This window comes from Nocardia yamanashiensis NBRC 100130 (assembly GCF_001613325.1).
In the GTDB taxonomy this organism is placed as follows: domain Bacteria; phylum Actinomycetota; class Actinomycetes; order Mycobacteriales; family Mycobacteriaceae; genus Nocardia; species Nocardia yamanashiensis.
Window position 1 is genome coordinate 23,679 of the sequence record NZ_BDCD01000049.1, and the last position, 25,771, is coordinate 49,449.

25 protein-coding genes are annotated in these 25,771 nt (G+C 67.9%); 11 read left to right on the top strand and 14 right to left on the bottom strand.

Translation table 11 applies throughout. The annotated features are described in order from the left end of the window. Positions 1–152: 152 nt before the first annotated feature. The gene (locus NY1_RS39085; RefSeq protein ID WP_067722658.1) at positions 153–1,073 is read right to left on the bottom strand and encodes a beta-ketoacyl-[acyl-carrier-protein] synthase family protein; all 921 of its coding nucleotides are present in this window, start codon (positions 1,071–1,073) and stop codon (positions 153–155) included. Positions 1,074–1,077: 4 nt separating this feature from the next. Then, the gene (locus NY1_RS39090; protein WP_067722660.1) at positions 1,078–2,124 is read right to left on the bottom strand and encodes a 3-oxoacyl-ACP synthase III family protein; all 1,047 of its coding nucleotides are present in this window, start codon (positions 2,122–2,124) and stop codon (positions 1,078–1,080) included. A 519-nt stretch (positions 2,125–2,643) separates the two neighbouring features. Here NY1_RS39090 and NY1_RS39095 point away from each other — a divergent pair. The 4 genes from NY1_RS39095 to NY1_RS39105 all read left to right on the top strand — a co-directional run bounded on the left by NY1_RS39095 (position 2,644) and on the right by NY1_RS39105 (position 6,501). Beyond that, positions 2,644–4,311, top strand: a complete 1,668-nt coding sequence (locus NY1_RS39095) for a fatty acid CoA ligase family protein (protein ID WP_084536204.1) — start codon at positions 2,644–2,646, stop codon at positions 4,309–4,311. A gap of 10 nt (positions 4,312–4,321) precedes the next feature. Further along, on the top strand, positions 4,322–4,492 hold the full coding sequence (locus tag NY1_RS43455) for a hypothetical protein (protein ID WP_157762772.1): 171 nt from the start codon (positions 4,322–4,324) through the stop codon (positions 4,490–4,492). Further along, positions 4,489–5,523: an NAD-dependent epimerase/dehydratase family protein gene (locus NY1_RS39100; protein WP_067722662.1), complete on the top strand. Its 1,035-nt coding sequence runs from the start codon at positions 4,489–4,491 to the stop codon at positions 5,521–5,523. Before NY1_RS43455 ends, NY1_RS39100 begins: the two co-directional genes overlap by 4 nt. A 147-nt stretch (positions 5,524–5,670) precedes the next feature. Then, positions 5,671–6,501, top strand: a complete 831-nt coding sequence (locus tag NY1_RS39105) for an alpha/beta fold hydrolase (RefSeq protein WP_067722664.1) — start codon at positions 5,671–5,673, stop codon at positions 6,499–6,501. 82 nt (positions 6,502–6,583) lie between these two features. On the opposite strand, the gene ppnP is transcribed toward NY1_RS39105, so the two are convergent. Then, positions 6,584–6,895, bottom strand: a complete 312-nt coding sequence (ppnP, locus tag NY1_RS39110; RefSeq protein WP_067722666.1) for a pyrimidine/purine nucleoside phosphorylase — start codon at positions 6,893–6,895, stop codon at positions 6,584–6,586. A gap of 116 nt (positions 6,896–7,011) precedes the next feature. Between ppnP and NY1_RS39115 the strand changes: the two genes are divergently transcribed. Beyond that, positions 7,012–7,812 carry an inositol monophosphatase family protein gene (locus NY1_RS39115; protein WP_067722710.1) on the top strand — a complete coding sequence of 267 codons (801 nt, stop codon included), beginning with the start codon at positions 7,012–7,014 and terminating at the stop codon, positions 7,810–7,812. A gap of 28 nt (positions 7,813–7,840) precedes the next feature. Here NY1_RS39115 and NY1_RS39120 read toward each other — a convergent pair whose 3' ends face one another. Further along, a complete protein-coding gene (locus NY1_RS39120; protein ID WP_067722668.1) occupies positions 7,841–8,656 on the bottom strand; it encodes a class I SAM-dependent methyltransferase in 816 nt (271 codons plus the stop codon). Positions 8,657–8,721: 65 nt separating this feature from the next. On the opposite strand from NY1_RS39120, the gene NY1_RS39125 reads away from it, so the two are divergent. Beyond that, on the top strand, positions 8,722–9,162 hold the full coding sequence (locus NY1_RS39125) for a VOC family protein (RefSeq protein ID WP_084536206.1): 441 nt from the start codon (positions 8,722–8,724) through the stop codon (positions 9,160–9,162). Positions 9,163–9,171: 9 nt separating this feature from the next. On the opposite strand, the gene NY1_RS39130 is transcribed toward NY1_RS39125, so the two are convergent. Beyond that, positions 9,172–9,522: a hypothetical protein gene (locus NY1_RS39130; protein WP_067722672.1), complete on the bottom strand. Its 351-nt coding sequence runs from the start codon at positions 9,520–9,522 to the stop codon at positions 9,172–9,174. Positions 9,523–9,715: 193 nt separating this feature from the next. On the opposite strand from NY1_RS39130, the gene NY1_RS39135 reads away from it, so the two are divergent. Next, positions 9,716–10,405 carry an alpha/beta fold hydrolase gene (locus NY1_RS39135; RefSeq protein WP_067722673.1) on the top strand — a complete coding sequence of 230 codons (690 nt, stop codon included), beginning with the start codon at positions 9,716–9,718 and terminating at the stop codon, positions 10,403–10,405. A gap of 385 nt (positions 10,406–10,790) precedes the next feature. Here the strand turns inward: NY1_RS39135 and NY1_RS39140 are convergent, their stop codons facing one another. Both NY1_RS39140 and NY1_RS39145 read right to left on the bottom strand, forming a co-directional pair. Beyond that, on the bottom strand, positions 10,791–11,459 hold the full coding sequence (locus tag NY1_RS39140) for a hypothetical protein (RefSeq protein WP_067722675.1): 669 nt from the start codon (positions 11,457–11,459) through the stop codon (positions 10,791–10,793). Positions 11,460–11,587: 128 nt separating this feature from the next. Beyond that, positions 11,588–12,301 carry a GntR family transcriptional regulator gene (locus NY1_RS39145; RefSeq protein WP_067722677.1) on the bottom strand — a complete coding sequence of 238 codons (714 nt, stop codon included), beginning with the start codon at positions 12,299–12,301 and terminating at the stop codon, positions 11,588–11,590. A 201-nt stretch (positions 12,302–12,502) separates the two neighbouring features. Between NY1_RS39145 and NY1_RS39150 the strand changes: the two genes are divergently transcribed. Beyond that, on the top strand, positions 12,503–12,934 hold the full coding sequence (locus tag NY1_RS39150; protein WP_067722679.1) for a hypothetical protein: 432 nt from the start codon (positions 12,503–12,505) through the stop codon (positions 12,932–12,934). 11 nt (positions 12,935–12,945) lie between these two features. On the opposite strand, the gene NY1_RS39155 is transcribed toward NY1_RS39150, so the two are convergent. The 3 genes from NY1_RS39155 to NY1_RS39170 all read right to left on the bottom strand — a co-directional run bounded on the left by NY1_RS39155 (position 12,946) and on the right by NY1_RS39170 (position 19,309). Continuing rightward, the gene (locus tag NY1_RS39155; protein WP_067722681.1) at positions 12,946–15,315 is read right to left on the bottom strand and encodes a RelA/SpoT family protein; all 2,370 of its coding nucleotides are present in this window, start codon (positions 15,313–15,315) and stop codon (positions 12,946–12,948) included. Between the two features lie 264 nt (positions 15,316–15,579). Beyond that, positions 15,580–17,163: an ABC-F family ATP-binding cassette domain-containing protein gene (locus NY1_RS39165; RefSeq protein ID WP_067722685.1), complete on the bottom strand. Its 1,584-nt coding sequence runs from the start codon at positions 17,161–17,163 to the stop codon at positions 15,580–15,582. 166 nt (positions 17,164–17,329) lie between these two features. After that, the gene (locus tag NY1_RS39170; protein WP_233434682.1) at positions 17,330–19,309 is read right to left on the bottom strand and encodes a peptidoglycan DD-metalloendopeptidase family protein; all 1,980 of its coding nucleotides are present in this window, start codon (positions 19,307–19,309) and stop codon (positions 17,330–17,332) included. Between the two features lie 115 nt (positions 19,310–19,424). On the opposite strand from NY1_RS39170, the gene NY1_RS39175 reads away from it, so the two are divergent. The 3 genes from NY1_RS39175 to tnpB all read left to right on the top strand — a co-directional run bounded on the left by NY1_RS39175 (position 19,425) and on the right by tnpB (position 21,538). Beyond that, on the top strand, positions 19,425–19,718 hold the full coding sequence (locus NY1_RS39175) for a hypothetical protein (RefSeq protein WP_067722687.1): 294 nt from the start codon (positions 19,425–19,427) through the stop codon (positions 19,716–19,718). Positions 19,719–19,757: 39 nt separating this feature from the next. After that, positions 19,758–20,045, top strand: a complete 288-nt coding sequence (locus NY1_RS39180) for a hypothetical protein (RefSeq protein ID WP_067722689.1) — start codon at positions 19,758–19,760, stop codon at positions 20,043–20,045. Positions 20,046–20,182: 137 nt separating this feature from the next. Then, entirely contained in the window at positions 20,183–21,538 is a 1,356-nt protein-coding gene (gene tnpB, locus NY1_RS42460) for an IS607 family element RNA-guided endonuclease TnpB (protein ID WP_084536209.1), read from the top strand. Between the two features lie 116 nt (positions 21,539–21,654). On the opposite strand, the gene NY1_RS39185 is transcribed toward tnpB, so the two are convergent. From NY1_RS39185 to NY1_RS39200, 4 genes are all read right to left on the bottom strand, one after another. Continuing rightward, complete coding sequence (locus tag NY1_RS39185; protein WP_157762773.1) at positions 21,655–22,842, bottom strand: PucR family transcriptional regulator; 1,188 nt, start codon at positions 22,840–22,842, stop codon at positions 21,655–21,657. Between the two features lie 150 nt (positions 22,843–22,992). Beyond that, the gene (locus NY1_RS39190) at positions 22,993–23,565 is read right to left on the bottom strand and encodes an adenine phosphoribosyltransferase (RefSeq protein WP_084536215.1); all 573 of its coding nucleotides are present in this window, start codon (positions 23,563–23,565) and stop codon (positions 22,993–22,995) included. Between the two features lie 37 nt (positions 23,566–23,602). Then, on the bottom strand, positions 23,603–25,312 hold the full coding sequence (locus tag NY1_RS39195; protein WP_067722694.1) for an ABC transporter substrate-binding protein: 1,710 nt from the start codon (positions 25,310–25,312) through the stop codon (positions 23,603–23,605). After that, positions 25,306–25,629, bottom strand: coding sequence for a hypothetical protein (locus NY1_RS39200; RefSeq protein ID WP_157762774.1), 324 nt, complete (start codon positions 25,627–25,629; stop codon positions 25,306–25,308). Before NY1_RS39200 ends, NY1_RS39195 begins: the two co-directional genes overlap by 7 nt. Between the last annotated feature and the right edge of the window lie 142 nt (positions 25,630–25,771).

Here is a 25,771-nt window from a genome sequence, read left to right on the forward strand (position 1 = left end):
TCGGGTGTGCTGGAGCGGCATCATTGCAGCGGCGGACGCCTGCTGGCGACCGGTATCAGCCGGGGCACGACGTTTCCGGCGCCCGCCGGCCGGCGCGCCCGGAGCCGCCGGCGGGATACCGTTGAAACGAATTGCCAGACAGTATATTTCGTTCAGCCCTCCGATGCGGCCCCAGCGGCCGCCAGCACGTGCGGCCGGTAGACCAGGGCGGCCGCCGAACTCTCGTCCACGCCCAGGAACACCACCGCGCGCGGGGTGTCGAGCAGGCCGGAATCGGCGGCGCTCAGATAGGCGTGCACCGGGGCGGCCGAGTACGGATCGCCGACCGCGGGATCGACGCCCGCGACCGCGGCGGACGGAATGCCGAGACGGTAGGCGAGCCGTTCCCGGAAGCCGGGAATCGGTGCGGGCGTGAGCAATACAGCCACGCCGGTGGCGAAATCATCGCGGGTCAGGCCCTCACCGACCAGCAGTTCCCGCACGGCGGTGGTGGCGGCCTCGAGGGGGTCGCTGCCACCGGCGCCGATGGTCATGGCGGCCCGGCCCTCGGTGCCCGCCGCGAGCAGGTTCGCCCAGCCGGTGGGGGCGATCGCGCCGGAGTCCTGCGCGGTGTAGATGCGCCCGAAACCGCCCGCGTCACCGGAGCCGCGCAGCAGCAGCGCGGCGCCGGTCGGGGTGTACGGGAACCCCTCCACCTCGCGTTCCAGCGACGGATGGGTATCCCCGGCGACGACCAGCGCGTACTCCAGATCGCCGGCGGCGATGAAGGATTGCGCCGCCATCAGGCTGTGCACCACGCCGTTGCCGCCGTTGAGCAGGTCGAAGGAGAAGGCGGGCACCTTGCCGGTGCTGTACTCCAGGCCGACCTCGAGGCGCTTCTGGATCAGGGCGGCCACGGCGGGTTCGGAGATATTGCTGTCCCGGAACACCCCGGCATTGATGATCAGGCCGATGCGATCGGGCGACACCCCGGCCTGTTCGAGGGCGGCCCGCCCGGCGCGCGCGGCGAGTTCGAAATAGCTGGCGGTGTCCGCGTCGGTGCAGACGGCCGCGGAAACAATGGTCGTCGTCATCGATTCACGCCTCCAGCCGGGTGATGGTCGCGGCGAGATGCCCGGACACCACGCCCGACGCCTCGGGAATCAGCAGCACCTTGGACCCCTTCGGGATCTTCTGCTGCGCCAGATGCTCGTGCAGCACCAGGAAGTGCGAGGTGGAGGCGGTATTGCCGTACTCCTCGTACACATTGAGCTGCTGCGGCATCGGGGTGTCGAAATGCCGTTCGGTGAGCTGGCTGATGTAGTCGATGGCCGGCCCGCTGAACTGGTGGTGCACCCAGTAGTCGTATTTCTCGCTCTCCCAGGCTCTTCCGGTCTCCTTCAGGAAATCCGCCATCCGGCTGATGCCCTGCAGGTACCGCGATTCGCTGGCGAGCGCCCGGTTGTCGGTGTACATGGCGATGCCGGTGGTCTTCTCGCTCGGCATGCCGATGCAGTGCTCCGCGCCGGCGGAGGTGGTCATCAGCTCGATGTAGTGGATCTCGTCGTGATCGTCGCCCTTGTCGTCGACGATCACCGCCACCGCCGCGTCGCCCACGGTCAGCGCCGCGAACTGGGGGTCGTAGGGCTGGCTGATCTCGCGGGTCGCGGTCTCGGCGATTGGCGTGATCTGCTCACCACTGACCACCAGCCCGCGCCGCACCACACCGGTCTTGATCATGCGGTCCAGCAGTTTGACCCCGGTGATCATGCCGGCGCAGGCATTGGACAGGTCGAAGTGCAGGGCGTTGGTCGCGCCGATGGCATTGCGCAGCATGAGCGCGAAAGCCGGTGCGTAGCAGAAGTGTTCGGCGTCGCGGAAGCGGGTGATGGAGACGCAGATGATCACGTCCAGGTCCTCGGCGGCGTAGCCGGAATGGCTCAGGCAGTCGTCGATCGCCTGCCGGGCCAGTTCGAACGAGGATTCGTAGTTGTCCGGGTCGGAATTGTAGACGTGCCGGTTCTTGATTCCGGTGATGCGCTCGAGATCCAGTGCCCTGGGCACGGACAAGCTGCTGATCACGTCTTCCGTGGAGCGGACGGTGCTGGGTGTGTACGCACCGATCGATTCGAAGCGAGTACGCATGGCCCCCTACTCTCAGGAAAGAATTGATGTTCGGTCGAATTCTGGTGCGGCGTGCGGCATTCGCATTCTCAAGGGGTTACAGCGATGCCGGTGCCGTCGTTATCCAGTAGCCCCGATGCTGAATCGGACGGTACCAGTACCGGTGGGTAACCGATCACCACACCAGTCACGTCAATCCCATTGGCAACACAGTCTTTTCGCGCCGCGAGAGCCTCGACTACCTGGTGAAACCGGGTATCCCCGGGGTCATCCAGGGGTACTGACATAGGGGTGCGCTAGGGGCTGCGGCGAAACCGGTGTCGGTACCCCGATTCACACCAAAACCATTGCACGGCAATGCGTTATCCGCAATCAGCGGTGGCGGCCGGGCGGAGGGTGCGGTAACCTCCCGGTACCGCTCATCGCATTCCTCACATTTCCAGGGGGACGTGTGTCGAAATATTCTTCTGCCAAATCCGGACTCGCGATAACGAAAGTGGTTCGAATTTCCGTGCGCTCGAATTCCATCGAGGTGATGTCGTGACCGTTACCGCAACCTATTGGCGTGCCCTGGACCGCTTCGCCGCCGTCGTCGCCGACCATCCGGATCGGGAGGCGGTCATCCACGCCACCGGCCGCGACGGCGCCGGCCTGCCGGTCTACAGCGAGATCAGCTACGCCGAGCTCGACGCCTGGTCGGACGCCATCGCCGAGAACTTCACCGCAGCCGGGGTGACCCGGGGCATGCGGACCATCGTGCTGGTCAAACCCGGGCCCGAGCTGTACGCGGTGCTGTACGGGCTGTTCAAGATCGGTTCGGTGCCGGTGGTGATCGACCCGGGCATGGGGCTGTTCAAGATGCTGCGCTGCCTGCAGGCCGCCGATGCCGAAGCGTTCGTGGGGGTTTCGGAAGCGCAGGCGGTGCGGATCGTGTTCCGGTCCTACTTCCGCAAGGTGCGGGTCTCGGTGACCGTGGGCCGATGCTTCTGGCGGGGACCGACTTTGGAGAGCTGGGGGCGCGAACCCACTGCCGCCCTGCCGGATCGGGCGCCCGCGCCGGACGACGATCCGCTGCTCATCGCCTACACCACCGGCAGCACCGGACCGGCCAAAGCCGTCGTGCTCACCCACGGCAACCTCAGCGCCATGATCGATCAGGTGGACGCGGCGCGCGAGCACGTGCCGCCGGGAACCTCGCTCATCACCGCGCCGGTGGCCGGGATCCTGGAACTGCTGCTCGGATCCCGTTGCGTCATACCGCCGTTGATTCCGTCCAAGGTCGGGGCGACCGATCCGGCGCACGTGGTGGACGCCTGCGCGCGGTACGAGGTCAAGACCATGTTCGCCTCGCCCGCCGTGCTGATTCCGCTGCTGCGGCATCTCGAGGAGACCGGGGCCGGACTGCCCACCCTGCAGAGCGTGTACTCCGGTGGGGCGCCGGTGCCGGACTGGTGCATCGCGGGGCTGCGCAAGGTGCTGCCGGAGGAGGCGAGGGTGTACTCCGGGTACGGGGCCACCGAGGCGCTGCCGATGGCGACCATCGAATCGCGGGAACTGCTGGGCGATCTGGTGGAGCAGGCGCATCGCGGCAAGGGGGTGTGCGTGGGGCGGCCGGCGCTGCACGTTCGGGCGCGGATCATCGCCGTCACCGATGAAGAGTTGCCCACCTGGGCCGAGGTCGAGGCGCGCGAGGCGCAGCTGGCGGTCTCGCGCGGGATCGGCGAGCTGGTGGTGGCGGGGCCGAACGTGAGCACCCGGTACTTCTGGCCGGAGGCGGCCAATGCGGCGGGGAAGATCCGCGACGGGGAGCGGGTGTGGCATCGCACCGGCGATCTGGCGTGGATCGACGAGGAGGGGCGAATCCGGTTCTGCGGGCGCAAGAGTCAGCGGGTGGAGACCGTCGCCGGGCCCATGTTCACGGTGCAGGTCGAGCAGGTGTTCAATACCGTGCCGGGGGTGGCGCGGACCGCGCTGGTCGGGGTGGGCGAGCGCGGGGCGCAGCGGCCGGTGCTGTGCGTGGAGCTGGAAGCCGGCGCCGACCGGGCGGGAGTGGAGGCGCAATTGGCCAGGCGGCGTGACGAATTCGAGGTCGCGGCGGCGGTCGAGCGGTTCCTGTTCCATCCGAAGTTCCCGGTCGATATCCGCCACAACGCCAAGATCGGGCGCGAGAAGCTCACGGTGTGGGCGGCCCGGCAGCTCGGCGATTAGGGGGAAGGGCATGAAAGTCCTGGTGGCACGGGCGATTCCGGTGTTCGGCCGGCTGGTGGCGGTGAGCGGGCTGGCCGCAGTGGTGCAGATCGCGGTGCGCATGGCGGTGGACGAAGCGGCGAGCCGGGCGCGGGAACTCCCGGCCGGCTCGGAGCGCAAGCAACTACAGGAGGCGCGGTGAAGGCATTGGTGACCGGTGCGTCCGGATTCCTCGGGGGCGCGCTGACGCGGCGGCTGGTGCGCGACGGCGCCTACGAGGTGGCGATTCTGGTGCGGCGCACCAGCAATCTGCGCGATCTGGCGTCCGTACTGGACCGGGTCGAGGTGATCCACGGCGATCTCGCCGATGCCGAATCGCTCGGCCGGGCGGTCACCGGCGTGGACATCGTGTTCCACAGCGCGGCGCGGGTGGACGAGCGCGGGACCCGGGAGCAGTTCTGGGCGGAGAACGTGGCGGCCACCGCGCGGCTGCTCGGCGCGGCCAAGGCGGGCGGGGCGCGGCGGTTCGTGTTCGTGTCCAGTCCGAGCGCGCTGATGGATCGCGACGGCGGGGATCAGGTGCGCGTCGACGAGACCGTTCCGTATCCGGAGCGGTATTTGAATCACTATTGCGAGACGAAGGCGGCGGCCGAACGGCTCGTGCTCAAGGCCGACGACGGCGAGTTCACCACCTGTGCGCTGCGGCCGCGCGCCATCTGGGGCGCCGGGGATCGGTCCGGGCCGATCGTGCGGCTACTCGATCGCGCCGCCGCGGGGACGCTGCCGGATCTGTCCTTCGGGCGGGAGGTGTACGCGTCGCTGTGCCATGTCGAGAACATCGTCGAGGCCTGCGTGCTGGCGGCGGCCGGTGAGAAGGTGGGCGGGAAGGCGTATTTCATCGCCGATGCCGAGGAGACGAATGTGTGGCGGTTCCTGGCGCGGATCGCCGGTGATCTCGGGTATCGGCCACCGAGCCGCAAACTCGATCCGCGCTTGGTCAACGTCGTGGTCGAGGTGATCGAAACCCTCAGGCGCGCACCGTTTCTGGCCGAACGCTGGACGCCGCCGCTGTCGCGCTACTCGGTTGCGGTGATGACCCGCACCGGCACCTACGACACTTCGGCGGCCACCCGCGACTTCGGATACCGACCGGTCGTAGATCGCGATTCGGGTATGGAAGCTCTCAAAACGTGGCTTCGGGACGGCGAGGAAAGTATCGAAACAGCCCACTGACCAGCGCTCGGGCGCTCGAAACGAAACCTTGTGTTACGTGCGGTACCAGCTAGCATGGTTGGATAACCGCGCGAGGGGTATGTCGGTGCTGACGGCCCTCGTCGGAAGACGCAGTACAGCACCGCTACTCAACGAGGAGAGCGCCCGATGCCGGTGTTCGATTATCACGGCGTGTCTGTCGCCTACGACCAGGCGGGATCGGGTGATCCGATCGTGTTCCTGCACAATATCGGCGGCGACCGGCGCATCTGGGCCAATCAGTTCGAGGCGTTGGCGGCGACCAATACCGTGTACGCCATCGACCTGTTCGGGTACGGCGATTCCGACACTCCCACCGGCGGGTACACCGTCGACAATTACATCGGCATGCTGTCGGAGTTCATCACCGCGCACGGGTTGCGCGATGTGACGCTGGTCGGCAATTGTTTCGGCAGTGCGCTCTCGCTCCTGTACACCCGCGCGCATCCGGACAATGTTCGTGCGCTGGTGCTGTGCAGCCCGCTGACGGCCGCCACCCTGCGCCCCACCCAAACCGGCTGGACCGCACGCACCTTCGCGCACCTGCAGGTCGATGCGCTGGCCACCGCCATTCGCCTGCCCGCGGTCGCCGCGCGCCTGGTGGTCCGCGAACAGCTCGGTCCGCAGGGCCGCAATATGCACCCGGCCACCTTCGCCGCGCTGCGCAGCCGCTGGGCCGAACCGCGCCGCCTGCTGCCCCCGGCGGCCATCGCCCGCGACCTGCCGAACCTGGCGACGCTCGACTATTTCCGCCCCGCGCCCGGCTTCCCGCCCATCACCACCATCTGGGGCGCGAAGAACCGCATCCTGTCCGCCAAGGCCGGCGCCCGCCTCAACGAGGCCCTGCGCCCCGCGTCCGCCATCACCCTGCCCACCTGCGGTCACCTGGTCATGCTCGAGGCCCCCGAAACGGTCACCACCGCAATCCGTTCCGCCACCCGCACCGCGCTGGCCAGCTAGCACAGCGCCGCCCCGAGACCCCCGGAAACGCGAACGCCCGACCCCTGACCTGCAGGGATCGGGCGCGACGCGCTGGTTCGGCTCAGCCGAAGTGGCACACGTAGTGCACCGGCTCGACGACCTCGATCTGGAAGCTGCTGTTCCCCGGCACCGAGAACGACTCGCCACCCTTGTAGGTGACAGCCGCGTCCGCCCCCGCGAGCGTCACATTGCACTCACCCTCGAGGATCTCCATGATCTCCGGCGCCCCCGTGTTGAACGTCAACGTAGCCGGCAGGATGACCCCGACCGACTTGCTCGTCCCATCCGCCAGCTCGATGTTGTGCGACACGCACTTCCCATCGAAGTAGACATTGGCCTTCTTGGTGACGGTGACATTCTCGAACGTCGTCATGAACTCTCCTGGGGTAATGGGGACGGGCAAGCCTAACCGCCTCCCACCTCCCCGCCCGCGCCCAGGGTGCGGCAACGAAACCCCACCCTTCACCCGCGTCCCGTAACGTGCGCCCCGTGCCCGACACCGATGCCGAAATCGCCATCCGCGCAGCCGAAGCCGCCTCCGAGGTGATCCGCTCCGCCTTCGGCGGCCCCCTCACCCACTACGCCAAGGACGCCGACGATTTCGCCACCCAGGCCGACCTGACGGCCGAGCAGACCATCCTCGCCATCATCGGCTCCGCCCGCCCCGCCGACCTTTTCCTGGCCGAGGAGTCCGGCAGCACCGGCACCAGCGGCAGCGAACGAACCTGGCTGATCGACCCCCTGTGCGGAACCAGAAATTTCGCGGCCGGTGTGCCCCAGGTGGCCGTGAACATCGCCCTCCGCACCGCCGGCCAGATCACCGTCGCCGCCGTCGCGGATCCCTTTGCGGCCGAGGTCTTCTGGACCTCGGGCCAGGGCGCATTCGTCCGCCACGGCGGAACCGACAGACCGCTCTCCCCGAAGTCCGGCACCCGGCTGGTCGACCTCGACCTGGATCCGCCGAGCCCGAACCGAGACTGGTTCCGCCCGGCCCGGCTACTCGACGACGAACTCTTCACCACCGCATTCCACCCCCGCGTCCTCTCCACCTCCCTGGCCCTGGCCTGGGTGGCCGCCGGCCGCCGCGCCGCCTATCTCACCGACGGGGACATGACGGACAACGTCCACTTCACCGCCGGCATCGCCCTGTGCCGGGCGGCCGGATGCGCGGTGAGCGGGTTGTCGGGGCGACCCGTCGAATCCGCACCGCACGGATTGCTGGCCGCGGCCGACCCGGACACCCACGCTCGGCTCCTGGAACGCATTGCCGCACAACGCGAACCGGCATGATCCTCGGCGCTCGATGCGGCCGGCCGGTTCAGGCGGGCCGCCGGGCCGTCACCTGTAGCCAGCGCGTCGGCGCTTCGAACTCTCCCGGCCCGTAGCGTGCGGCCAATTCCCGATGCGCGATCGTGGTCGCGGAGTCCAGGTCGAGGGTGGAATGGCGTTCGATCTCGCCGCGCAGCGGAGTGCCCTGGCAGAAGGCGAGGGCGGCGAGTTCGGCGGTGGTGCGGCTGACGCCTTCCAGGTATTCGGCGGTGATCCGGTCGAATCCGGCTTCCGTCAGCTCGCCGCGAATCCGGTCGGCGTCGAAGTATCCGTGTGGGGTGCGGCGCATGAAATGCAGTGGCTCGGCGGGGGCGGCCGCGCAGAGCGCCTCGGTGACGACCATGGCTACCGGGTTGGTCTCGATCCGGTCCCATACGTTGAACGCGAACATGCCGTCCGGGCGCAGGACTCGCAGCGACTCGTGGAAGCCACGCACTTTGTCCGGAAAGAACATTGCCCCGAACTGGCAGGCGACCACATCGAAGGACCGATCGGGAAAAGGCAGTTCCAGTGCGTCCGCCACCTGCCAGCGCACCCGCTCCACCCCGGGACGACCGTCTGCCGCTTGCACCATCGGCTCGTTCAAATCCGTTGCGACGATGTCGAAACGCCCGATTCGAGCCAGCTCCCGGGTCAGGGCGCCAGTGCCCGCGGCCGTCTCCAACAGGTCGGCCCCGGATGCCGCCGCCACCACCGCCGCGAGCGCGCGGGCCGGTTCCGCGAAGATCATCGGGACCAGCACGGTCTCGTAGATCTCGGCGATCGACCCGGTGAACGCGGCGTCACCGCCTCCACCCGCACTCATGAGCCCGACCTCGCACCGCCGCCCATGCACCGAGCCTACCGCCGCACCACACCTAACATGCGAACATGGCGATTCAGCGGATGGACAACGTGCTCATCGTGGTCGAGGACCTCGACGTCGTGATCGGGTTCTTCGTCGAGCTCGGGATGGAGCTGGAGAATCGGGGGCCGGTCGAGGGGCAGTGGGTGGAGCGCATCATCGGCGTCGACGATGTTCGGCAGGAGGTGGCCATGCTGCGCACCCCGGACGGGCACGGCAAGATCGAGCTGGCCATGTTCCACGCGCCGCAACCGGTTCGGCCCGAGCCGAAGGACGCGCCGGCGAACACCCTGGGCATACGCCGAATCATGTTCGCGGTGGACGATATCGACGAGGTAGTGGCTCGATTGCGTTCCCGCGGAGCCGAACTGGTCGGTACGATCGAGCAGTACGAACAGATCTTCCGGCTCTGCTACGTGCGCGGCCCCGAGGGCATCATCGTCGGACTGGCCGAGGAAATCGGCTGAGCCCCGGCCTCAGGCCGCCGCGGCGGCCGTGAGGGTGCGCAGTGCGGTGTGGGGGTCGGGGACGTCGACGACCAGACGGGTGACGGGGGCGCCGGCCAGGTCGATCTGGATGGCGTGGCCGTCGAATCGGGTGTCCCAGAATTCCTTGCGGCCCTTGCCGCGGAAGATCCCGGCGGCGATCACGCCGGGGAAGAAGGTGCCGGGTGCGCGGACCCACGGCGGGCGGAGGTCGACGGAAGCGAGCGACACCCGGGTGACGTCGGCGAGGTCGAAGGTGACGTGTTCGTGGAGGGCCAGGACTCGATGGATACCTTCCACATGCACCGTCACCGTGCTCCCGGTGACCTCCAGCTCGACCATTTCGCACCTCACGCAACTCGGGGATGTCCATTCCAGGGTGGCTCGGGAAACTTGCGGGAGCCTGAGGGTTTCCTTGCAGTTCTCTCAGGTTTGCGGGACCACCTGTCGGTGGGTGCGGGCACAATCGGGTTCAGGCAGCGGGTTTCCGGGGGCGAAAGCGCTTGGGGAGCAATCGGATGAGAGGAGGCTCACCGTGAGCGAACAGCAGGGTGAGAACAAACCGGCCACCTTCGTGCTGATTCACGGGGGCGGCAGCAGTTCCTGGGATTGGCATCTGGTGGCGCCGGAACTACGGGCGCGCGGGCATGAGGTCATCGCGGTCGATCTGCCCATCGAGGATCCGGAGACCGGCGTCTCGGAGTACGCGGACGCGGTGCTCGCCGAGATCGGGGACCGGACCGAGGTGGTCGTGGTGGGACATTCGTTCGGCGGCCTGGTCGCACCGGTGGTGAGCGCCCGCCGCGAGACGGACCTGCTGGTGCTGCTGACGGCCATGATCCCGGTCCCTGGCGAAGCGCCGGACAAATGGTGGGCGGCCAGCGGGCACCAAGCCCTCGGTATCCGGATGGACACCGAGGAGCAGGTGATCGACGTGTTCATGCACGATGTGCCCGCCGCCCTGGCCGCCGAAGCGCTCTCACGCGGCCGCGAACAACACGAGAACACCGGCGATCAGCCGATCCCCCTGGACGCCTGGCCCGACGTCCCGACCCGTTTCCTGCTGTGCCGCGACGACCGCTTCCTGCCCGCGGACTTCATGCGCCCGCTGGTGCGCGCCCGCCTCGGCATCGAACCGGACGAGATCGACGGCAGCCATTGCGTCATGCTCAGCCGCCCGGCCGAACTGGCCGACCGCCTGCACCGCTACTGGCTCGAGCGCTGACGCCCGGAAATGGGCAACGGCCCGGAAGCGCGAGCCTCCGGGCCGTCTCGTACTCCGAGCGCCGTGCACGTATCCAACGGCCCACACCTTGCATCATCGAGTGATGCGTGCTGTCACGACCGGAGTCTGCGGAGCCACGACGGGGGTGCATTTCCCCGACTGATGCAAACCGGCGAGCCGCCCCACGACGCTTGGAGCAAACCGGCATCGAATCACGGAATGCTCGTGAATCTTTCCCGGTCCCAACGAGTGTCGCCGCCCGAAGCCCGGAATGGGACCGGACCGGCCACATGCGGCACACGGGGTCCGCCGGTTGGCACTGCATGTCCACGATTCGCCCCCGCGCTAACCCCAGGCTACCGGCCGGAACCGCCGCGCGGAGCGATTACCAGCGACCCAGCAGATTCGCGATGTGCAGCAGCGGCGCGGCGTGCGCGGGAACCTGGTTCGGGTCGGTGAGCTTCCCGGACACTCTGCGATAGGTGAGGAGCTCATTGCCCACCAGACTCCACGCGGGCAACGGACCGCCGAGGTACGCCCGCACCACCGCCGGCGTCACCACCGCCTTCGCCGCCACCGGATCCGCGGCAGTGATCTTGAACCGCGCATCGAACAACTCATTGCCGGTCGCGGTCGGCTTGTCCCCGAACAGGCTGCGCCCCCACTGCGAGAACACCCCACGCGGCCCGACCGCGACGGCCGGATACGCGCGATCGAGCTGGATCAGCACGACCACGAACCAATGCCTGGTGGTCGTGGTGTTCTCCCCGCTGGAATCGGTTGTCTCGTAGGAGTATTCGGCGACGGTCACCCAGTGCCCGTCGATGCGCGCGGTGAACGTCACCCCGAGCCCGCGCCGCCTGCGCCCCGGCAGTCGAGCCGTCCACGGAGCGTGGGGCGCCTTGCGCATGGTCCACCCCTGCGCCGCCGCCCACCGCGAGAACCGTTCCAGCCGATCCTGTTCGGCCTTGATCTGCAGGGGCAGGACCACCGCCAGCAGGATCACGATCAACACCATCGGGATCACGCACAGTGATCCGAACAGCACCGACATTCGAGCCCCTCCCCCGGGAAACCGGACCGATGAAAGCAATCGGTCGCTACCGGGGAGATTGCCCGGCGGCCCTTCTCGAAGGCTTAAGAGATCATTGGGGCAGCCGTCCCGAAAAGCCGTACCCCGCCCTACTCCTGCTCGGTCGCCAGCGTCATCGCCACGATCGCACTGGTCACCCGCTCCAGCACCACGTCCAGGGATTCGCCGATGTGCCGCCGCAGCAGTTCGTACGCGAGCGGCAGTTCCCCGTTCAGCACCGCGTCCAGGATCGCCAGATGTTCGGCGATGGTCACCTCGACGCGATTGTTGACCATGAAGTCGTACATGCGCACGTGGCGGATGCGGGCATTGACCGCCGTGAGCGCCCGGGTCAGCTCGGAGTTGCCGGAGGAATCCAGCAGTGCGACATGGAATTCCTCGTCCACCACCACGAATCCCGGTTCCTGCGGCGGCGGGTCGGCGCGCAGCCGCAGCCACCGGTCCCGCTCCGCCAGCAGCATCGAGCGGTCGTGCACCACCGCCGGGTTGTCGATGGCGCGCTGAATCCCGCTCAGTTCCAGGGTGATCCGCAGCTCGTACAGATTCCGGATCAGCGGAATGCTCGGCCGCACCGGACTGAACCCGTATTCCTCACGCCGCAGCAGCCCGTCCGTGGCGAGCATGGCCAGGGCTTCCCGGATCGGCGTGCGCGAGATCCCGAAGCGCGCACAGAGTTTCGGCTCGGTGAGCCGCTGCCCGAACTTGATCTCCCCGTTCATGAGTTCGGCGCGTAGCGCGGTGTACACCCCGTCCCGCAGGCTGCCCCCCGAACCGCCGGCTCGCGAAGCCAGAGTTGTCGACATGCGTGTATACGCTAGGAGGAGGCGGTTTCCGCGACGTCACCGAAGGTTAGCACCGCGTAAGGAACATCTCACCGCCGTCCGCCCGCGCGGCGTAATCGGCAGCGGCCCAAATAAATCCGACATGTTTAGCAGGAGTAACGTCCCGGCTTCGAGGGTAGATCATCCACGCAGGAATCACCGTGTGAGAAGGGATCGTCCGACATGTCAGTCCTCAGCAAGACCCTCGGCCCGGCCGCCGCGCTCGGCGTCGTCGCCACCGCCGTCACCCTGGCCGCCCCGCAGGCCGGCGCCACCATCAGCAGCGTGGACCTGTCCCCCGGCCTGAGTTTCGGCAGCGCCAGCTCCTACGGCGTCGGCTGCGAATACAAAGTGACGGTCACCGCCAAGCCGAACACCTCGGTCTCGCTCATGGACGAGAACACCGACAACAACGAGCGCACCGGCTACTGGCTGTCGTTCAACCCCATCGGCGTCGTCACCGACGCCACCGGCAAGGGCACCACCACCTGGTACCCGAGCTGGAAGGGCCTGCACACCTTCAGAGCTCAGGAATTCGGCTCCGACGTCGTGTTCACCACCACGGTGACGGCCGGGACCGCCACCAAGGTCGGTCCCGCCTGCCTCGTGTCCTGACCGGATAGGGGTCAGGCCGCCGAGGTCACCCGGTAGACGTCGTAGACGCCTTCCACATTGCGCACCACATTGAGCAGGTGGCCCAGGTGCTTGGGGTCGCCCATCTCGAAGGTGAACTTCGAAATCGCCACGCGGTCACCGGAAGTCATGACCGAGGCGGACAGGATGTTCACCTTCTCGTCCGCGAGCACCTTGGTCACGTCCGACAGCAGGCGGGTGCGGTCCAGCGCCTCGATCTGGATGGCGACCAGGAACACCGACGACGGCGACGGCGCCCATTTCACCTCGATGATGCGCTCCGGTTCGCTGCGCAGCGAACCGGCATTGGTGCAGTCGGTGCGGTGCACGCTGACCGCGCCGCCGCGGGTGACGAAACCCATGATCTCGTCGCCCGGCACCGGGGTGCAGCATTTGGCGAGCTTGGCGACCGTGCCCGGCGCACCGGGGATCTCGACGCCGGCGTCCCCGGTGCCGCGCTGACGCGAGGGCACGGTGGACGGCGTACTGCGTTCGGCCAGTTCGTTTTCCACATCGCCGACGCCGCCGAGCTGCGCCATCAGGCGCTGCACGACATGGTGCGCCGAGACCTGGTTCTCGCCGACGGCCGCGTACAGCGCGGAGATGTCGGTGTAGTGCAGTTCGTGGGCGAGGGCGCTCATGGCGTCCACGCTCATCAGCCGCTGCAACGGCAGACCCGAACGCCGCACTTCCTTGGAGATGGCGTCCTTGCCCGCTTCCAGGGCTTCCTCGCGGCGCTCCTTGGCGAACCACTGCCGGATCTTGGCCTTGGCGCGCGGCGACACCACGAAGTTGGACCAGTCCCGCGAAGGTCCCGCGTTCTGCGCCTTGGAGGTGAAGATCTCGACGACCTCACCGTTCTCCAGCTGCCGTTCCAGCGCCACCAGCCGCCCGTTGACGCGCGCGCCGATGCAGCGATGCCCGACCTCGGTGTGCACGGCGTACGCGAAATCGACCGGGGTCGACTTCTGCGGCAGCGTGATCACATCGCCCTTGGGCGTGAACACGAAGATCTCCGGCGACTTCAGGTCGAAGCGCAGCGACTCCAGGAACTCGGCCGGGTCCGCGGCTTCCCGCTGCCAGTCCAGCAGCTGCCGCATCCACGCCATATCGTCGACTTCGGTGGAGTCCTGGGAGTGCTTGCCCTTGGTCTCCTTGTACCGCCAGTGCGCGGCGATGCCGAACTCGGCGGTGCGGTGCATGTCCTGGGTGCGGATCTGCACTTCCAGCGGCTTGCCGTCCGGGCCCACGACCGTGGTGTGCAGCGACTGGTACACGCCGTAGCGGGGCTGGGCGATGTAGTCCTTGAACCGCCCGGCCATCGGCTGCCACAGCGAGTGCACCACGCCGACCGCCGCGTAGCAGTCCCGCACCTCGTCGCACAGGATGCGAATGCCCACCAGGTCGTGGATGTCGTCGAAGTCCTTACCCTTGACGATCATCTTCTGGTAGATCGACCAGTAGTGCTTCGGGCGGCCTTCCACCACCGCGTTGATGCGGCTGGCGGCGAGCGTATTGACGATCTCGGCCCGCACCTTGGCCAGGTAGGTGTCGCGGGACGGCGCACGGTCGGCGACCAGGCGCACGATCTCGTCGTACTTCTTGGGATGCAGGATCGCGAACGCGAGGTCCTCGAGCTCCCACTTCACGGTCGCCATACCCAGGCGATGCGCCAGCGGGGCGATGACCTCGAGGGTTTCACGCGCCTTCTTGGCCTGCTTCTCCGGCGGCAGGAAGCGCATGGTGCGCATATTGTGCAGCCGGTCGGCGACCTTGATCACCAGCACGCGCGGGTCGCGGGCCATGGCGATGATCATCTTGCGAATGGTCTCGGCCTCGGCGGCCGCGCCCAGATTGACCTTGTCCAGCTTGGTCACGCCATCGACGAGATGCGCGACCTCGGTACCGAATTCGTTGGTCAGATCCTCGAGCGCGTACCCGGTGTCCTCGACGGTGTCGTGCAGCAGCGCCGCCACCAAAGTCGTGGTGTCCATACCGAGTTCGGCGAGAATGTTCGCCACCGCGAGCGGATGGGTGATGTACGGGTCGCCGGACTTGCGGAACTGGTGCTGGTGCTTCTCGTCGGCGACGTCGAAAGCCCGTTGCAGCAGAGCGAGATTCGCCTTCGGGTACAGCTCGCGGTGCACGGTCGCGAGGGGCTCGAGCACCGGCTTGACGGCGGCGATGCCGCGCTGTCCGGTCATGCGGCGGGCGAGGCGGGCGCGCACGCGACGGGAAGCGGAAGTCGGGACGGCGGCGGGGGCGTTGCGGTTGGCCCCGTTCGCCTGATTCTGAGCAGGCGGCGTCGAAGGCGCGTCGGACCCGGATTGCCCGGGGTTCGCCTTCTCCAGATTCTGTGTCATGCCACCACCTCTCCCGGCCTCGATCGGAGCTACCTTATCGGACCGTTCAACCACCCAGATCACCCACTTTAGTCCTGGAATCGGACAACTACCGTGACGGTGATCGTCGCCCGTCCGAACTGGTCCGGAGCGATGAACAATACCCGGTCCCGCGCCGTTTTCGAGGCCGCATCGCGGCCGGATCGTTCCCGGGCCGCCGGGCGACCGTTCCGGATCTTCAGAATGGTTTGCGGGAACCGCGCACCCACGGTCCCCGCAACCCCCTCATCCCGTGAGCCCGTCCGCGGTGAGTTCCAGGCGGCGGGTGACCCCGATCTCGTCCAGGAAGCGCGGATCGTGGCTGACCACGATCAATGCCCCCTGGAAGCCGGCCAGGGCCTCGGTGAGGTGCCGCAGGCTGGGCAGATCGAGATTGTTGGTGGGCTCGTCCAGCAGCAGCAGCTTCGGCGCGGGCTCGGCCAGCAACAGCATGGCCAGGGCCGCGCGCAAGCGTTCGCCGCCGGAGAGCGCACCGGCGAGCACGTCCGCGTCGGCGCCGCGGAAGAGGAACCGGGCCAGCTGGGCGCGGATCCGTTCCGGCAAGGCGTGCGGCGCGGTGGCCGCGACATTCTCGAATACCGTGCGGGTCTCGTCGAAGATGTCGAGGCGCTGCGGGAGCATGCGCCAGGGCACCTTCGGCCGTTCCGCCCGGATCCGGTGCAGCAGGGTGGTTTTGCCGATGCCGTTGCGCCCGGTGAGCGCGATGCGTTCGGGTCCGCTGACTTTCAGCGTCACCTCCGGCCCGCAGGCCAGCCGCACCGCCTCCAGGTCGATCACGTCCTGGCCGGGATACACCCGGGTGTCCGGCAATTCGACCCGGATCTCCTTCTCGTCGCGCAATCGGTCCTGCGCTTCGGTCAGGTGTTCCTTAGCGTCCTCGAGCTTGCCGATGTGATTGTTGCGCAGCTTTCCGGCCGACACCTGGGCCTGCCGTTTGCGTTCGGACATGACGACCTTGGGTTCGCGTTTCCGATCCCACATCTTCTGCCCGTACCGCAGCCGCCGATCGAGTTTGATGCGCGTCTCGACCAGCTCCCGGGCCTGCCGGCGCACATCGCCGCGCGCGTCCCGGACGGCGGCCCGCGCGGCCTCCTGCTCGGCTGCGACGATGCGTTCGTAATCGCCGAAATTGCCGCCGAACGAACGGATCTCGCCACCGCGCAGTTCGGCCACGGTGGTGACGCGTTCCAGGAGTTCGCGGTCGTGGCTGACGGTCAGCACGGTGCCGGTGAACTGATCGATCACCTCGTACAGCCGCGCGCGGGCGAACCGATCGAGGTTGTTGGTCGGTTCGTCCAGCAGCAGCACATCGGGTTCGGTGAGCAGCTGCGCCACCAGGCCCAGCAGTACGGTCTCACCACCGGACAGGGTGTCCAGCCGGCGATCGAGCTGCCGCACATCGCTTGCCACATAGGGCAATCCGAGACGGCCGAGCAGGGCCACCGCATGCTCCTCGACATCCCAGCGGGCGCCGACGATCTCGAAATCGGTGTCGCCGCCGGTGCCGGATTCGATGCGGTGCAAGGCGTTTCGCACCTCGTCGATGCCGAGCACCTGATCCACCCGCTGCCCGGCGGCCAAGCCGAGGTCCTGACGCAGATAGCCCAGTCGCCCGGTCACCGTCACCGAGCCGCGCTGCGGGATCAATTCGCCCGTGACCAGGCGCAACAGGGTGGATTTACCCGCGCCGTTGCTGCCGACCAGGCCGATGTGGCCGGGTCCGAGCATGGCGTCGAGACCGTCGAAAACGGGGGTGCCGTCCGCCCACGCGAAGGTGAGGTCGGAAAGGGAAACAGCAGACGTAGACATAAGTCCTCCTGAAGGTGAGTGGCAAGAATGCGGCGCGCGAGATGCGGGCCACGGCTGCGACTACCTCAGAAGATCAACGTCTGGACTCCGATCGGACGGGAATGGGAACGGTCCCAAGTTATCCGGAGCCAACGCGGCGGGGCAAGGGAAAATTTCCATGACCGGCTCACCGGGTGAGCCGGCGCGCCTTCATGCCGTTCTGCAACGGCGATTCCTTCACCTTGCCGCCGGGCTCGGCGTACAGCATGCGACCGCTGCCCAGATAGATGCCGACGGTCGCCGGACCGCGGGTGCCGAAATCGCCGAAGACCAGGTCACCGGCCTGCGCCTTGAGCAGGGCCACCTCGACGCCCTGCTCCCACTGCTGTTCGGCCGTCGGCGGCAGGCTGATCTTGCCGCCGCTGCCCGCGAAGACCGCGGCGGCGGTCAGGCCGGGCTGGTCGAAACCGCCGTTGCTGGGCCCGGCGGTGCCGCCGCCGCCGAAAACGTATGCGGTGCCGACCCATTCGCGTCCGGCCTCGGCGATCTGCGGGCCGAGTGCGGCATTGGGGTCGGCGGTGAAGCGGCCGGTGCTGCCCATGCTGCGGAAGTTCGCCTCGGCCGCCATGATCTTGGCGACGTAGGGCCGGGTCTCGGTGTAGTGCGCCGAGTACTGGCTGGGCATACCGCCCGACGCCAGCACCGCGCCCTCGCCCGCGTTGTAGGCGGCGATGGTGAGCTCGGTCAGATCGCCGGAGACCTTGCCCTCCTGCATCCAGCCCTGCACGGTCTGGGCGATGGCGCACATGTACCGGCCCTGGCCGATTATGGCGTCCCCGTCGTCCCACACGCTGGCATTGCCGTTGCCGTCGGCGTCGATGACATAGGGCTGTCCGTCGGGGGCCAGCGCGGCCGCGGTGCCGGGCAGGAACTGCGCCAGGCCCTGCGCGCCCGCCGCCGAGGTGAGCCCGCGCTGGAAACCGGATTCGGCCTGCCCCTGCGCGGCCAGCAGCGACGCGCTGATCTGCGGGCACAGCGACCCGGCGCGCCGGTACCAGATCTCGAGTTCGGCGGGCACCTTCCCGGAGGCGAGATTGCCGCCCGCGGTGCCGAATCCGTTCTCGCAGTTGGGGGTGGTGGCGGTGGGCAGGCTCGCGCCGGACAGCCAGGCCATCGGATCGACCTGATGGCCGCCGGTGAGCCGCCCGCCGGGCACCAGTTCGAAATGCAGGTGCGGGCCGGAGGATTCGCCGTTGGAGCCGACGTCGGCGATGTGCTGGCCCATGGTGACGATATCGCCGGTCTTCACGAACAGCCCGTTGTCGTACATGTGGCCGTACACCGTCGAATACCGTTTGCCGGTCTGGTCCAGGGAGTCGATGACGATCCAGTCGCCGAATCCGGACGCGGAACCGGCCGCCACCACCAGGCCGTCGGAGGCGGCGTAGATGGGGGTGCCGTTCGGGGCGGCCATATCCACGCCCAGGTGGGCGCCGCCGCGCGCGCCGAAGACATCGGAGATGGTGAAAGTGCCTGCGGCCAAAGGATACTGGCGACGGCCCGCACCGCTGAGCGATCCGGCCTCGTTCACCGTGCCCGGCATGGCGGCCAGCGACACGTCGACCTGCGCGGGCACCGAGGTGGCCGCGGCCGCGGTCTGGATGGTGACCTGCACCCGGTCCAGGTGATTGCGCGCCGCGTCGCCGCGATCGGCCAGGGGCTTCCACTGCGCCCCGCTGGCCGCGCCGGGCGTCCAGCTGCGCTGCTTCCAGATCACGTAGTCGATCCGGAAGGCGGCCGCGTTCTCCTGCAGGAACGCCACGATGGAATCGCCCTTGGCCGCATCGTCGCCCACGATGAACTCGACCGCGCGCCCCTCCCGGTGGTCCGGGTAGGCGTCGTCGGCGACAACCCCGCGCACGTCCATGGTCCCGAACCGCGCCACCACGCATCGCAGCGCCCGCAGCGCACCGTCCTGCAACCCGTTCTCGGCGGCGAGTCCGGTAGCGGCGCAATTGGGTTCGGTCCGGGCCGTGGTGGCGCTCGGCACCGCCGGCGTACCCGGCCCGCAGCTGGTCTCGGTGGCGGGCAGGATGATCACCAGCAGCAGGGCGACCAGCGCCAAGGGGATGCCGAGGGCGGCCCCGATCAGGACCTTGGGCTTCACGCCCGGACGCTCACGGCCGCCGCGGTGATCACCGGGACATCATGCCATGTCCGACATCCACTTTCACGGACCGCGCGGACCGTTTCAACCAGCGCACAGCGGGCATCCGAACGGTATGCCTTATCTCTACCGCACCCACGAGGGCACCGCGGCGCGCATCATCACCGCCGTGGGTGGCCTGTTCGCCCTCATCGAGGGCATCTACATCCTGATGCTGGTGTTCGACGCCGACCAGACCAACCGGTTCTTCACCTTCATCAAGGGCCTAGCCGAACCCCTGGCCCTCTTCTTCCCAGGCCTGTTCCACACCGGCAACGGCGACCTGGACATCGTCATAAATTACGGTCTGGCAGCAGTTTTCTGGCTGGTGGTCACCGGATTCATCGCACGGATCGTGGGGCGCTACTGACGCAGTTTCCCGGGGGCACACAGGGGGCATATATCTCGTATGCCTCCGCACACCCAAAATGAGGCACACGCCGCACGCATCATCAGCGCGGTCGGTGCAGTGTTCGCCATTACCGAGGGCGTTTATATCGTGATGCTCGTGCTCGACGTCGATCAGACCAATCGCGCGTTCACGTTCATCAAATCGTTCGCCGAGCCGCTGGCAGTGTTCTTCCCGAACATGTTTCACACCGGCAACGGCGATTTGGACATAGTCGTCAACTACGGGCTAGCCGCGATCTTCTGGCTACTGGTCACCGGATTCATCGCACGCGTGGTGGCTCGCTAGAGGTCACCGCCCCAACAGATCCAGCGCGTTGAGCGATGCGACTTACAGCGAGGTGCGGTTGAGCCGTTGACAAATCGCCTGGCGCGTCGGGATTTTCACGTTTGGAGTGTCACCACCGAATAGCTACGCTCGAACACATGAGCGAATCGAAGCCTTCGAGCCGTCCCCCCGCCGGGCTGGTGCGCCAGGCCTACCGGTTCGCACTCGAACCGACCTTCGATCAGGAGCAGGCGTTGCGGTCGCATTGCGGGGGTATGCGATTCGCCTTCAACTGGGCCCGCCACAAGGTCCTCTCCAACTGGAACCAGCGCAAGGCGGAGGCCTCCTACGGGATCCCTGAAGAAGACCGCACGCCATGGATCGACAAGTCCGCATACAGCCTGCGCAAAGCATGGAACGCGGAAAAGGATGACGTCGCGCCTTGGTGGCGCGAGAACAGCAAAGAGGCCTACGCGTGCGGTCTTGCACGTGCGGCAGACGCCTTCGCAAACCACTCCGCATCCAAGCGCGGCAAGCGTTCCGGTCCGAAAATGGGTGTGCCACAACCGAAAAAGAAGCACTCACACCAGTCTTACACTGTAACCACCGGTTGCTACGGGCTCGGTGAAGGTTCACATGGGGTCAAGATCCCACGCGTCGGCACCGTACGGACCGCAGAATCAACCCGCAAACTCGCCCGACGCCTTCGTAACGGCACCGCCGAAATCGGCTCCGCCACCTACTCCTACCGGGGTCGCCGGTGGTACGTGTCCTTCAGCGTACGAGTACGTCGCGAAGATCCGAAGCCTGTCCACCCGGATGCCATTGTTGGCGTTGATGTGGGTGTGAAGAGCCTTGCGGTCCTGTCGACAGGAGAGGTGATACCCAACCCGAAGCACTATCAGAGGGCCCATGCACTCCGCCGCCGACTCGCGCGCAAGCGTTCTCGAAGACGAGGCCCCCACCAACGCACGGGTACGCCACCCTCCAATCGCTGGCAGAAGGCCAACGACAAGGCCAACCGGCTCGAGCGGAGAGTGACTGCGATGCGCGCCGATGGCCTGCATAAGCTCACCACCCACCTGACCCGGATGTATGGGACGGTCGTGATCGAGGACCTGAACGTTGCCGGAATGCTGCGCAACCGGTCGCTCGCCCAAGCGATCTGGTCGACCGCCTTCGGCCAGTTACGCCGCCAGGTCGAGTACAAAACCAACTGGCGGGGTGTGGTGCTGGTGATAGCAGATCGCTGGTACCCGAGCTCCAAGACATGTTCTGCTTGCAAAACAGTGAAAAACAAACTGATGCTGGGAGAACGCGTGTTCCGGTGCGAGGCCTGTGGTCTCGTGCTCGATCGTGATCTGAACGCTGCTCGGAATCTGGCAGCGTTGGCGTCCTCGGCGAGTTGCGTCGGGACCTTAAACTCGCCCGCTGGAAACCATGTAAGACCAGGCCTGCCTGGCGATGGTATCGCCACGGGAAGACCCGAGACTACGGTTGCGGGCCAACCCTGACGGAGCAATCCGGCAGGTCACGGAAGAAAACTGGAATTCCGTGAACGGCGAACACTGCACCGACCTATGCAGACACTCCCTTGACCAGCGGCGATCCTCTGGTTACCGGTGACCCGCTAGGGGTCGCCGGCCGACAGGTCCAGCGCGGTGAGTGCCGCGGCGAACAGAGGAGTGTGCTCGGAACGGCCCGGGTCGTAGCCGGTCAGCGTGGCGATGCGGCCCAGGCGGTAATTCAGCGTATTGCGGTGGACCACCAGGGACTCCGCGGCGGCCACGCGATTGTGGTCGTGCGCCAGGTAGGCCCGCAGCGCGTCCATCAGATGCGGTTGGCCGGACAGCGGTTCCAGCAGGCCCAGCAGCCAGGCGCGGGCGGGGCCGGGGCGGGCGAACTGGTATTGCAGGGCGAGATCGGCCATGCGGTAGACGCCGGTGGGGCGGTTCAGGTTCCAGGCCAGCCGGGCGATCTCGATGGCTTCCTCGGCGCGGGCCGGGATCTCCGCAACGGTTGCCGCGGTGGCGCTTCCGGCGACCAGGCGCAGGCTCGCGGCGGCGGCGATGCGGGCGACCGCGGTATCGAGGCGGGCGGCCGGTTCGCTGTGCGGCAGCAGCACCCAGCCGCCATTGCGGTCCAGCACCGACAGCGCTTGCGGGGACAGCGCTTCGAGCTCACCGTGGATGACGCGCAGCGCGGGGCGGACGCCTTCGGGTCCTTCCGGGCCGGCGCGCAGTGCGAGGACGTGAAATCCGTGCAGGGCGAGGCCGAATCGCTCGGCCAGTAGTTCGGCGGGTTTGCCCTGCAGCAGGGCCAGTGCCAGCGCGCGTTTCACCTCGCGCTGTTCCCAGTGCAGGTCCTGGCGCTCACGCAGGTAGGAAGCGGCCACGCCCGGCACCACCGCGCCGAGATAACCCAGCAGCTGCGGCACCGCGGCCAGCAGCTCGTCCCGGTCGGCATCGGTGCGGGCGGCCGCGACGAGATAGTTCCAGGCGGCCAGCGCGCCGCGGTGATACACCGCCAGCACGGTTTCGAGCGAGATGCCTTCGCGCGCACGGCGAACCGCGACCTCGATCATGGCTTCGAGGTCCGCGGGCCGGGGTTCACGCCCCTCCGCCAGCAGCCGCAGGAACAGGCGCAGATTGTCCTCGGCCCGCCGCACCACGTCCTGCTCGACCCCGCCGTAGGGCAATTGCTGATACTCCGGGGCGACCTGGAGGATGGCGGCGACCATCTCACGCGCCACCTCGTTCACGTGCGCACCGAGGAACGCGGTGAACGGTGAGGTCGGACCTCCTGCTGCGGTACTCACCCCACATATTGTGAAGGCGAACGAATCGGCCTGCACGGCAAGCGTTCACAGCAGGACCGTTCGGTGTGATCCAGGCCGCGGTTTGTCATCCGGCCAAATCGGGAGGTCAGGCCGGCCGCCCGGTGGGTACGCGGCGCGGGTGCGCGAAGGTCAGAGCTTGACGACCGAGGTGAGCGGGTAGTCGCCCTGGCGGTCGCGGCCGCCCAGGAAGCCCAGTTCGAGCACGACCGCCGCGGCCACCACTTCGGCGCCGGCGGCCTTGAAGAGCTCGGCCGCGGCGGCGAGGGTGCCGCCGGTGGCCAGGACATCGTCGAGGAGCAGCACGCGGCGGCCCTTCAGGTCGATGCCGTCGGCGGGGATTTCGAGTGCGGCGGAACCGTATTCGAGGGTGTACTCGCGGGAGATGACCGGCGGCGGCAGCTTGCCGGCCTTGCGGACGGCGATGACGCCGGTGCCGAGGATGGCGGCGACGCCCGCGCCGAGCAGGAAACCGCGCGCGTCCACGCCCGCCACCAGGTCGGCGTCGGGGGCGCAGGCCGCGAAGCAGTCCAGCACCGCGCGGAAGCCCTCCGCGTCGGCGAACACGGGCGTGAGATCGGCGAAACGCACTCCCGGGGTCGGGAAGTCGTCGTGCCAGCGGGTCAGGCGTTCGACCGCCTGCGCCGCCTTCGCGGTCCGCTCACCGGCGGCCTCGGCCGAGTCCACCAATTCGTGCTTGCTCATCTCCACCCACTCCTCGTCACCACGCCGCCGCGGCCCATTACCGCTCGAGTACCCAGCGATCCATATTCCAGCCCGCACCCGCCCGGGTGGGGCTCGTGACACCGTTCTTCAAGCCGTCACCGAACGCGACGGTGCGCGGTTCGGCGAACAGCGGGACGGACGGCATCTCGCTCCACAGCAGGTTCTCCTGCTCGGTCAAAAGGTTCAGCGTCGTGCCCGAGTCCTGCTCGGCCGCAAGCTGATCCGCGATGGCATCGTAGCGGCCGTTACCGAAACGACCGAAATTCAGTCCCTGTCCGGTGCGCAGCGCGGCGGTGGCCTCGTTACCGGTCAGCGAACCCGACGGACCCGGCATGGACGCCGTTCCGGCCAGCACCGCGTCCACCTTGCCCTCGGTGAGCTGCGCCGCGGTGAAATCGGGCGCGCCCGCGTCCACCACGGTGATGCCGGCGGCCTGGCACGATTCGGTGATCATCGCCACGGTCGCGGCCCGGCGCTCATCGGGCTTCACATAGCCGATGCGCACGGTCTGGCCCTTGAGCCCGGAGGACTGCGCCGCCTGGCTCGCCGCCCCCGCGTCGCCGCCCTTGTAGCGGTCGGCCGCGCCGGTGGTGGCCGGATAGTAGATCGAATCCTGCTGCTGGACGCGCGAGTTCAGCGGTCCCGAGCCGAGCCCGGATTTGACCGTGTATCCCGGATGCCCGAGCTTGTCGAACAGCGCCTGCCGCGGCACGCACAGCGCGAACGCGCGGCGGGCGTCGACCGATCCGAACACCCCGCCGGTGGCGAGCACCAGCTGTTCCGCACCGCGGCCGGGCTGATTCTCCTTCGAGAACCCGCCGAGCCCGATATCGCCGAAGGAGCCCGCGCCGATGTCGATGACGCCCACCGACTTGGACTCGATCTTGGACTTCAGATCGAAGTTCTTGGGCCACACCACGATGCGCGGCGTCTTGGCGGCATTGCCCCACCAGCGCTCGTTCTTCACCAGCACCAGGCCGTCCTTGTCGGAGAAGGATTCGACGCGGTACGGACCCGAGGACGGCAGCACCGACGGATCGATCTTGCCCGGGGTGAGCTTCCAGCCGTTGTTCCAGAACTCGGCGATCTTCTCCACCGTGGCCTGATCACCGGATTGCAAGGGCGCCACCACATTCGGCGCCTTCACCGCGGTCGCGACCACGTGCGCGGGCATCAGCTCGGCGGCGGTGAACAGCGTCTTCCAGTTCACGTACTTGCGGCCCGGCCGGAACACCACGGTGGCGTCCTTGGACCCGGGCTGGCAGTCCACCCGCTCGATATCGCTGTACCCGGAGGTGCTCGCGGCCTCGAACATGGGCACCGGCCCGCCCGGACCGGCCTTGGTGAACCGGCCGCTGCGCGCGGCCCAGGTCAGCACCAGGTCGTCGCACGCGGTGGGCGCCCCGTCGGAGTACACCCCGTCCGGATTCAACCGGTACTGGATGGTCTGCGCCTCGCCCGGCACCTCCTTGGCGGTGCCGGTGTCGGTGTCGGCGACGGGCTGCCCGTCGGGCCCGGTGTAGAAGAACCCGGTCAGCACCCGCGAGAACACCGCGGCCGCACCGCCGTTCGCGCCGAGCGCGCTGCCGCCGTTGTAGCTGGCGATCACCGCGTCCACGCCGTAGCCGATGGACGGCACCTGGTTCTTGCCGGCGCAAGAGGTGAGCGCACCCACCGTGAGCACACCGGCCAGCAGCGCGGCGGCCCCGCGCCGCGCCGTCACCATCCCATCGCCCCGCGGCCGGCGGTGACCACACCGCCGCGCCGCAAGGTGAATCCGCCGTCCCACGATCGTCGTCTGCCCGGCCGGGTGGCCGCTTCGCGGGTGCCGACTTCACGGCCGGGACCGCGCCCGCCGCGGCCGTGCCCGGAATCGGCACGCGCCTCGGCGTTCTCGCTCCGTTCCGCGTCGTACTCGTCGATGACCGCGTCCATCCGGTCGATCATCGAGTCCAGCCGTTCGCGCGCCGATTCCGGGCGGGCGGCCGAATCCTCCTGCGGCGCGGTGGTTTCCGCGGCAGTCTCTTCCGTTTCTCGGCGCACTTCGGTGTCCCTGCTCTCCGGCGCATCCACTGTTCGGTTCATTGACGAGCCCCCTGCTTACTTTCTCAGTGCCGTCTCTTGGTTCGTTTTCCGGTCGGTCGCGCACCGGCGCGCGGCGCTTCGCCACCGCGTGCCCGGCCCG

What these genes read in the sequence shown, in the direction of transcription:
- ppnP (WP_067722666.1), bottom strand. Translation starts at nt 6,895, where the DNA reads ATGACGACGTTCGAGAATGTCACCGTCACCAAGAAGGCCAATGTCTAC.
- NY1_RS39090 (WP_067722660.1), bottom strand. Translation starts at nt 2,124, where the DNA reads ATGCGTACTCGCTTCGAATCGATCGGTGCGTACACACCCAGCACCGTC.
- NY1_RS39190 (WP_084536215.1), bottom strand. Translation starts at nt 23,565, where the DNA reads ATGAGCAAGCACGAATTGGTGGACTCGGCCGAGGCCGCCGGTGAGCGG.
- NY1_RS39125 (WP_084536206.1), top strand. Translation starts at nt 8,722, where the DNA reads ATGGCGATTCAGCGGATGGACAACGTGCTCATCGTGGTCGAGGACCTC.
- NY1_RS39150 (WP_067722679.1), top strand. Translation starts at nt 12,503, where the DNA reads ATGTCAGTCCTCAGCAAGACCCTCGGCCCGGCCGCCGCGCTCGGCGTC.
- NY1_RS39195 (WP_067722694.1), bottom strand. Translation starts at nt 25,312, where the DNA reads ATGGTGACGGCGCGGCGCGGGGCCGCCGCGCTGCTGGCCGGTGTGCTC.
- tnpB (WP_084536209.1), top strand. Translation starts at nt 20,183, where the DNA reads ATGAGCGAATCGAAGCCTTCGAGCCGTCCCCCCGCCGGGCTGGTGCGC.
- NY1_RS39120 (WP_067722668.1), bottom strand. Translation starts at nt 8,656, where the DNA reads ATGAGTGCGGGTGGAGGCGGTGACGCCGCGTTCACCGGGTCGATCGCC.
- NY1_RS39180 (WP_067722689.1), top strand. Translation starts at nt 19,758, where the DNA reads ATGCCTCCGCACACCCAAAATGAGGCACACGCCGCACGCATCATCAGC.
- NY1_RS39165 (WP_067722685.1), bottom strand. Translation starts at nt 17,163, where the DNA reads ATGTCTACGTCTGCTGTTTCCCTTTCCGACCTCACCTTCGCGTGGGCG.
- NY1_RS39130 (WP_067722672.1), bottom strand. Translation starts at nt 9,522, where the DNA reads ATGGTCGAGCTGGAGGTCACCGGGAGCACGGTGACGGTGCATGTGGAA.
- NY1_RS39140 (WP_067722675.1), bottom strand. Translation starts at nt 11,459, where the DNA reads ATGTCGGTGCTGTTCGGATCACTGTGCGTGATCCCGATGGTGTTGATC.
- NY1_RS43455 (WP_157762772.1), top strand. Translation starts at nt 4,322, where the DNA reads ATGAAAGTCCTGGTGGCACGGGCGATTCCGGTGTTCGGCCGGCTGGTG.
- NY1_RS39155 (WP_067722681.1), bottom strand. Translation starts at nt 15,315, where the DNA reads ATGACACAGAATCTGGAGAAGGCGAACCCCGGGCAATCCGGGTCCGAC.
- NY1_RS39105 (WP_067722664.1), top strand. Translation starts at nt 5,671, where the DNA reads ATGCCGGTGTTCGATTATCACGGCGTGTCTGTCGCCTACGACCAGGCG.
- NY1_RS39085 (WP_067722658.1), bottom strand. Translation starts at nt 1,073, where the DNA reads ATGACGACGACCATTGTTTCCGCGGCCGTCTGCACCGACGCGGACACC.
- NY1_RS39145 (WP_067722677.1), bottom strand. Translation starts at nt 12,301, where the DNA reads ATGTCGACAACTCTGGCTTCGCGAGCCGGCGGTTCGGGGGGCAGCCTG.
- NY1_RS39175 (WP_067722687.1), top strand. Translation starts at nt 19,425, where the DNA reads ATGCCTTATCTCTACCGCACCCACGAGGGCACCGCGGCGCGCATCATC.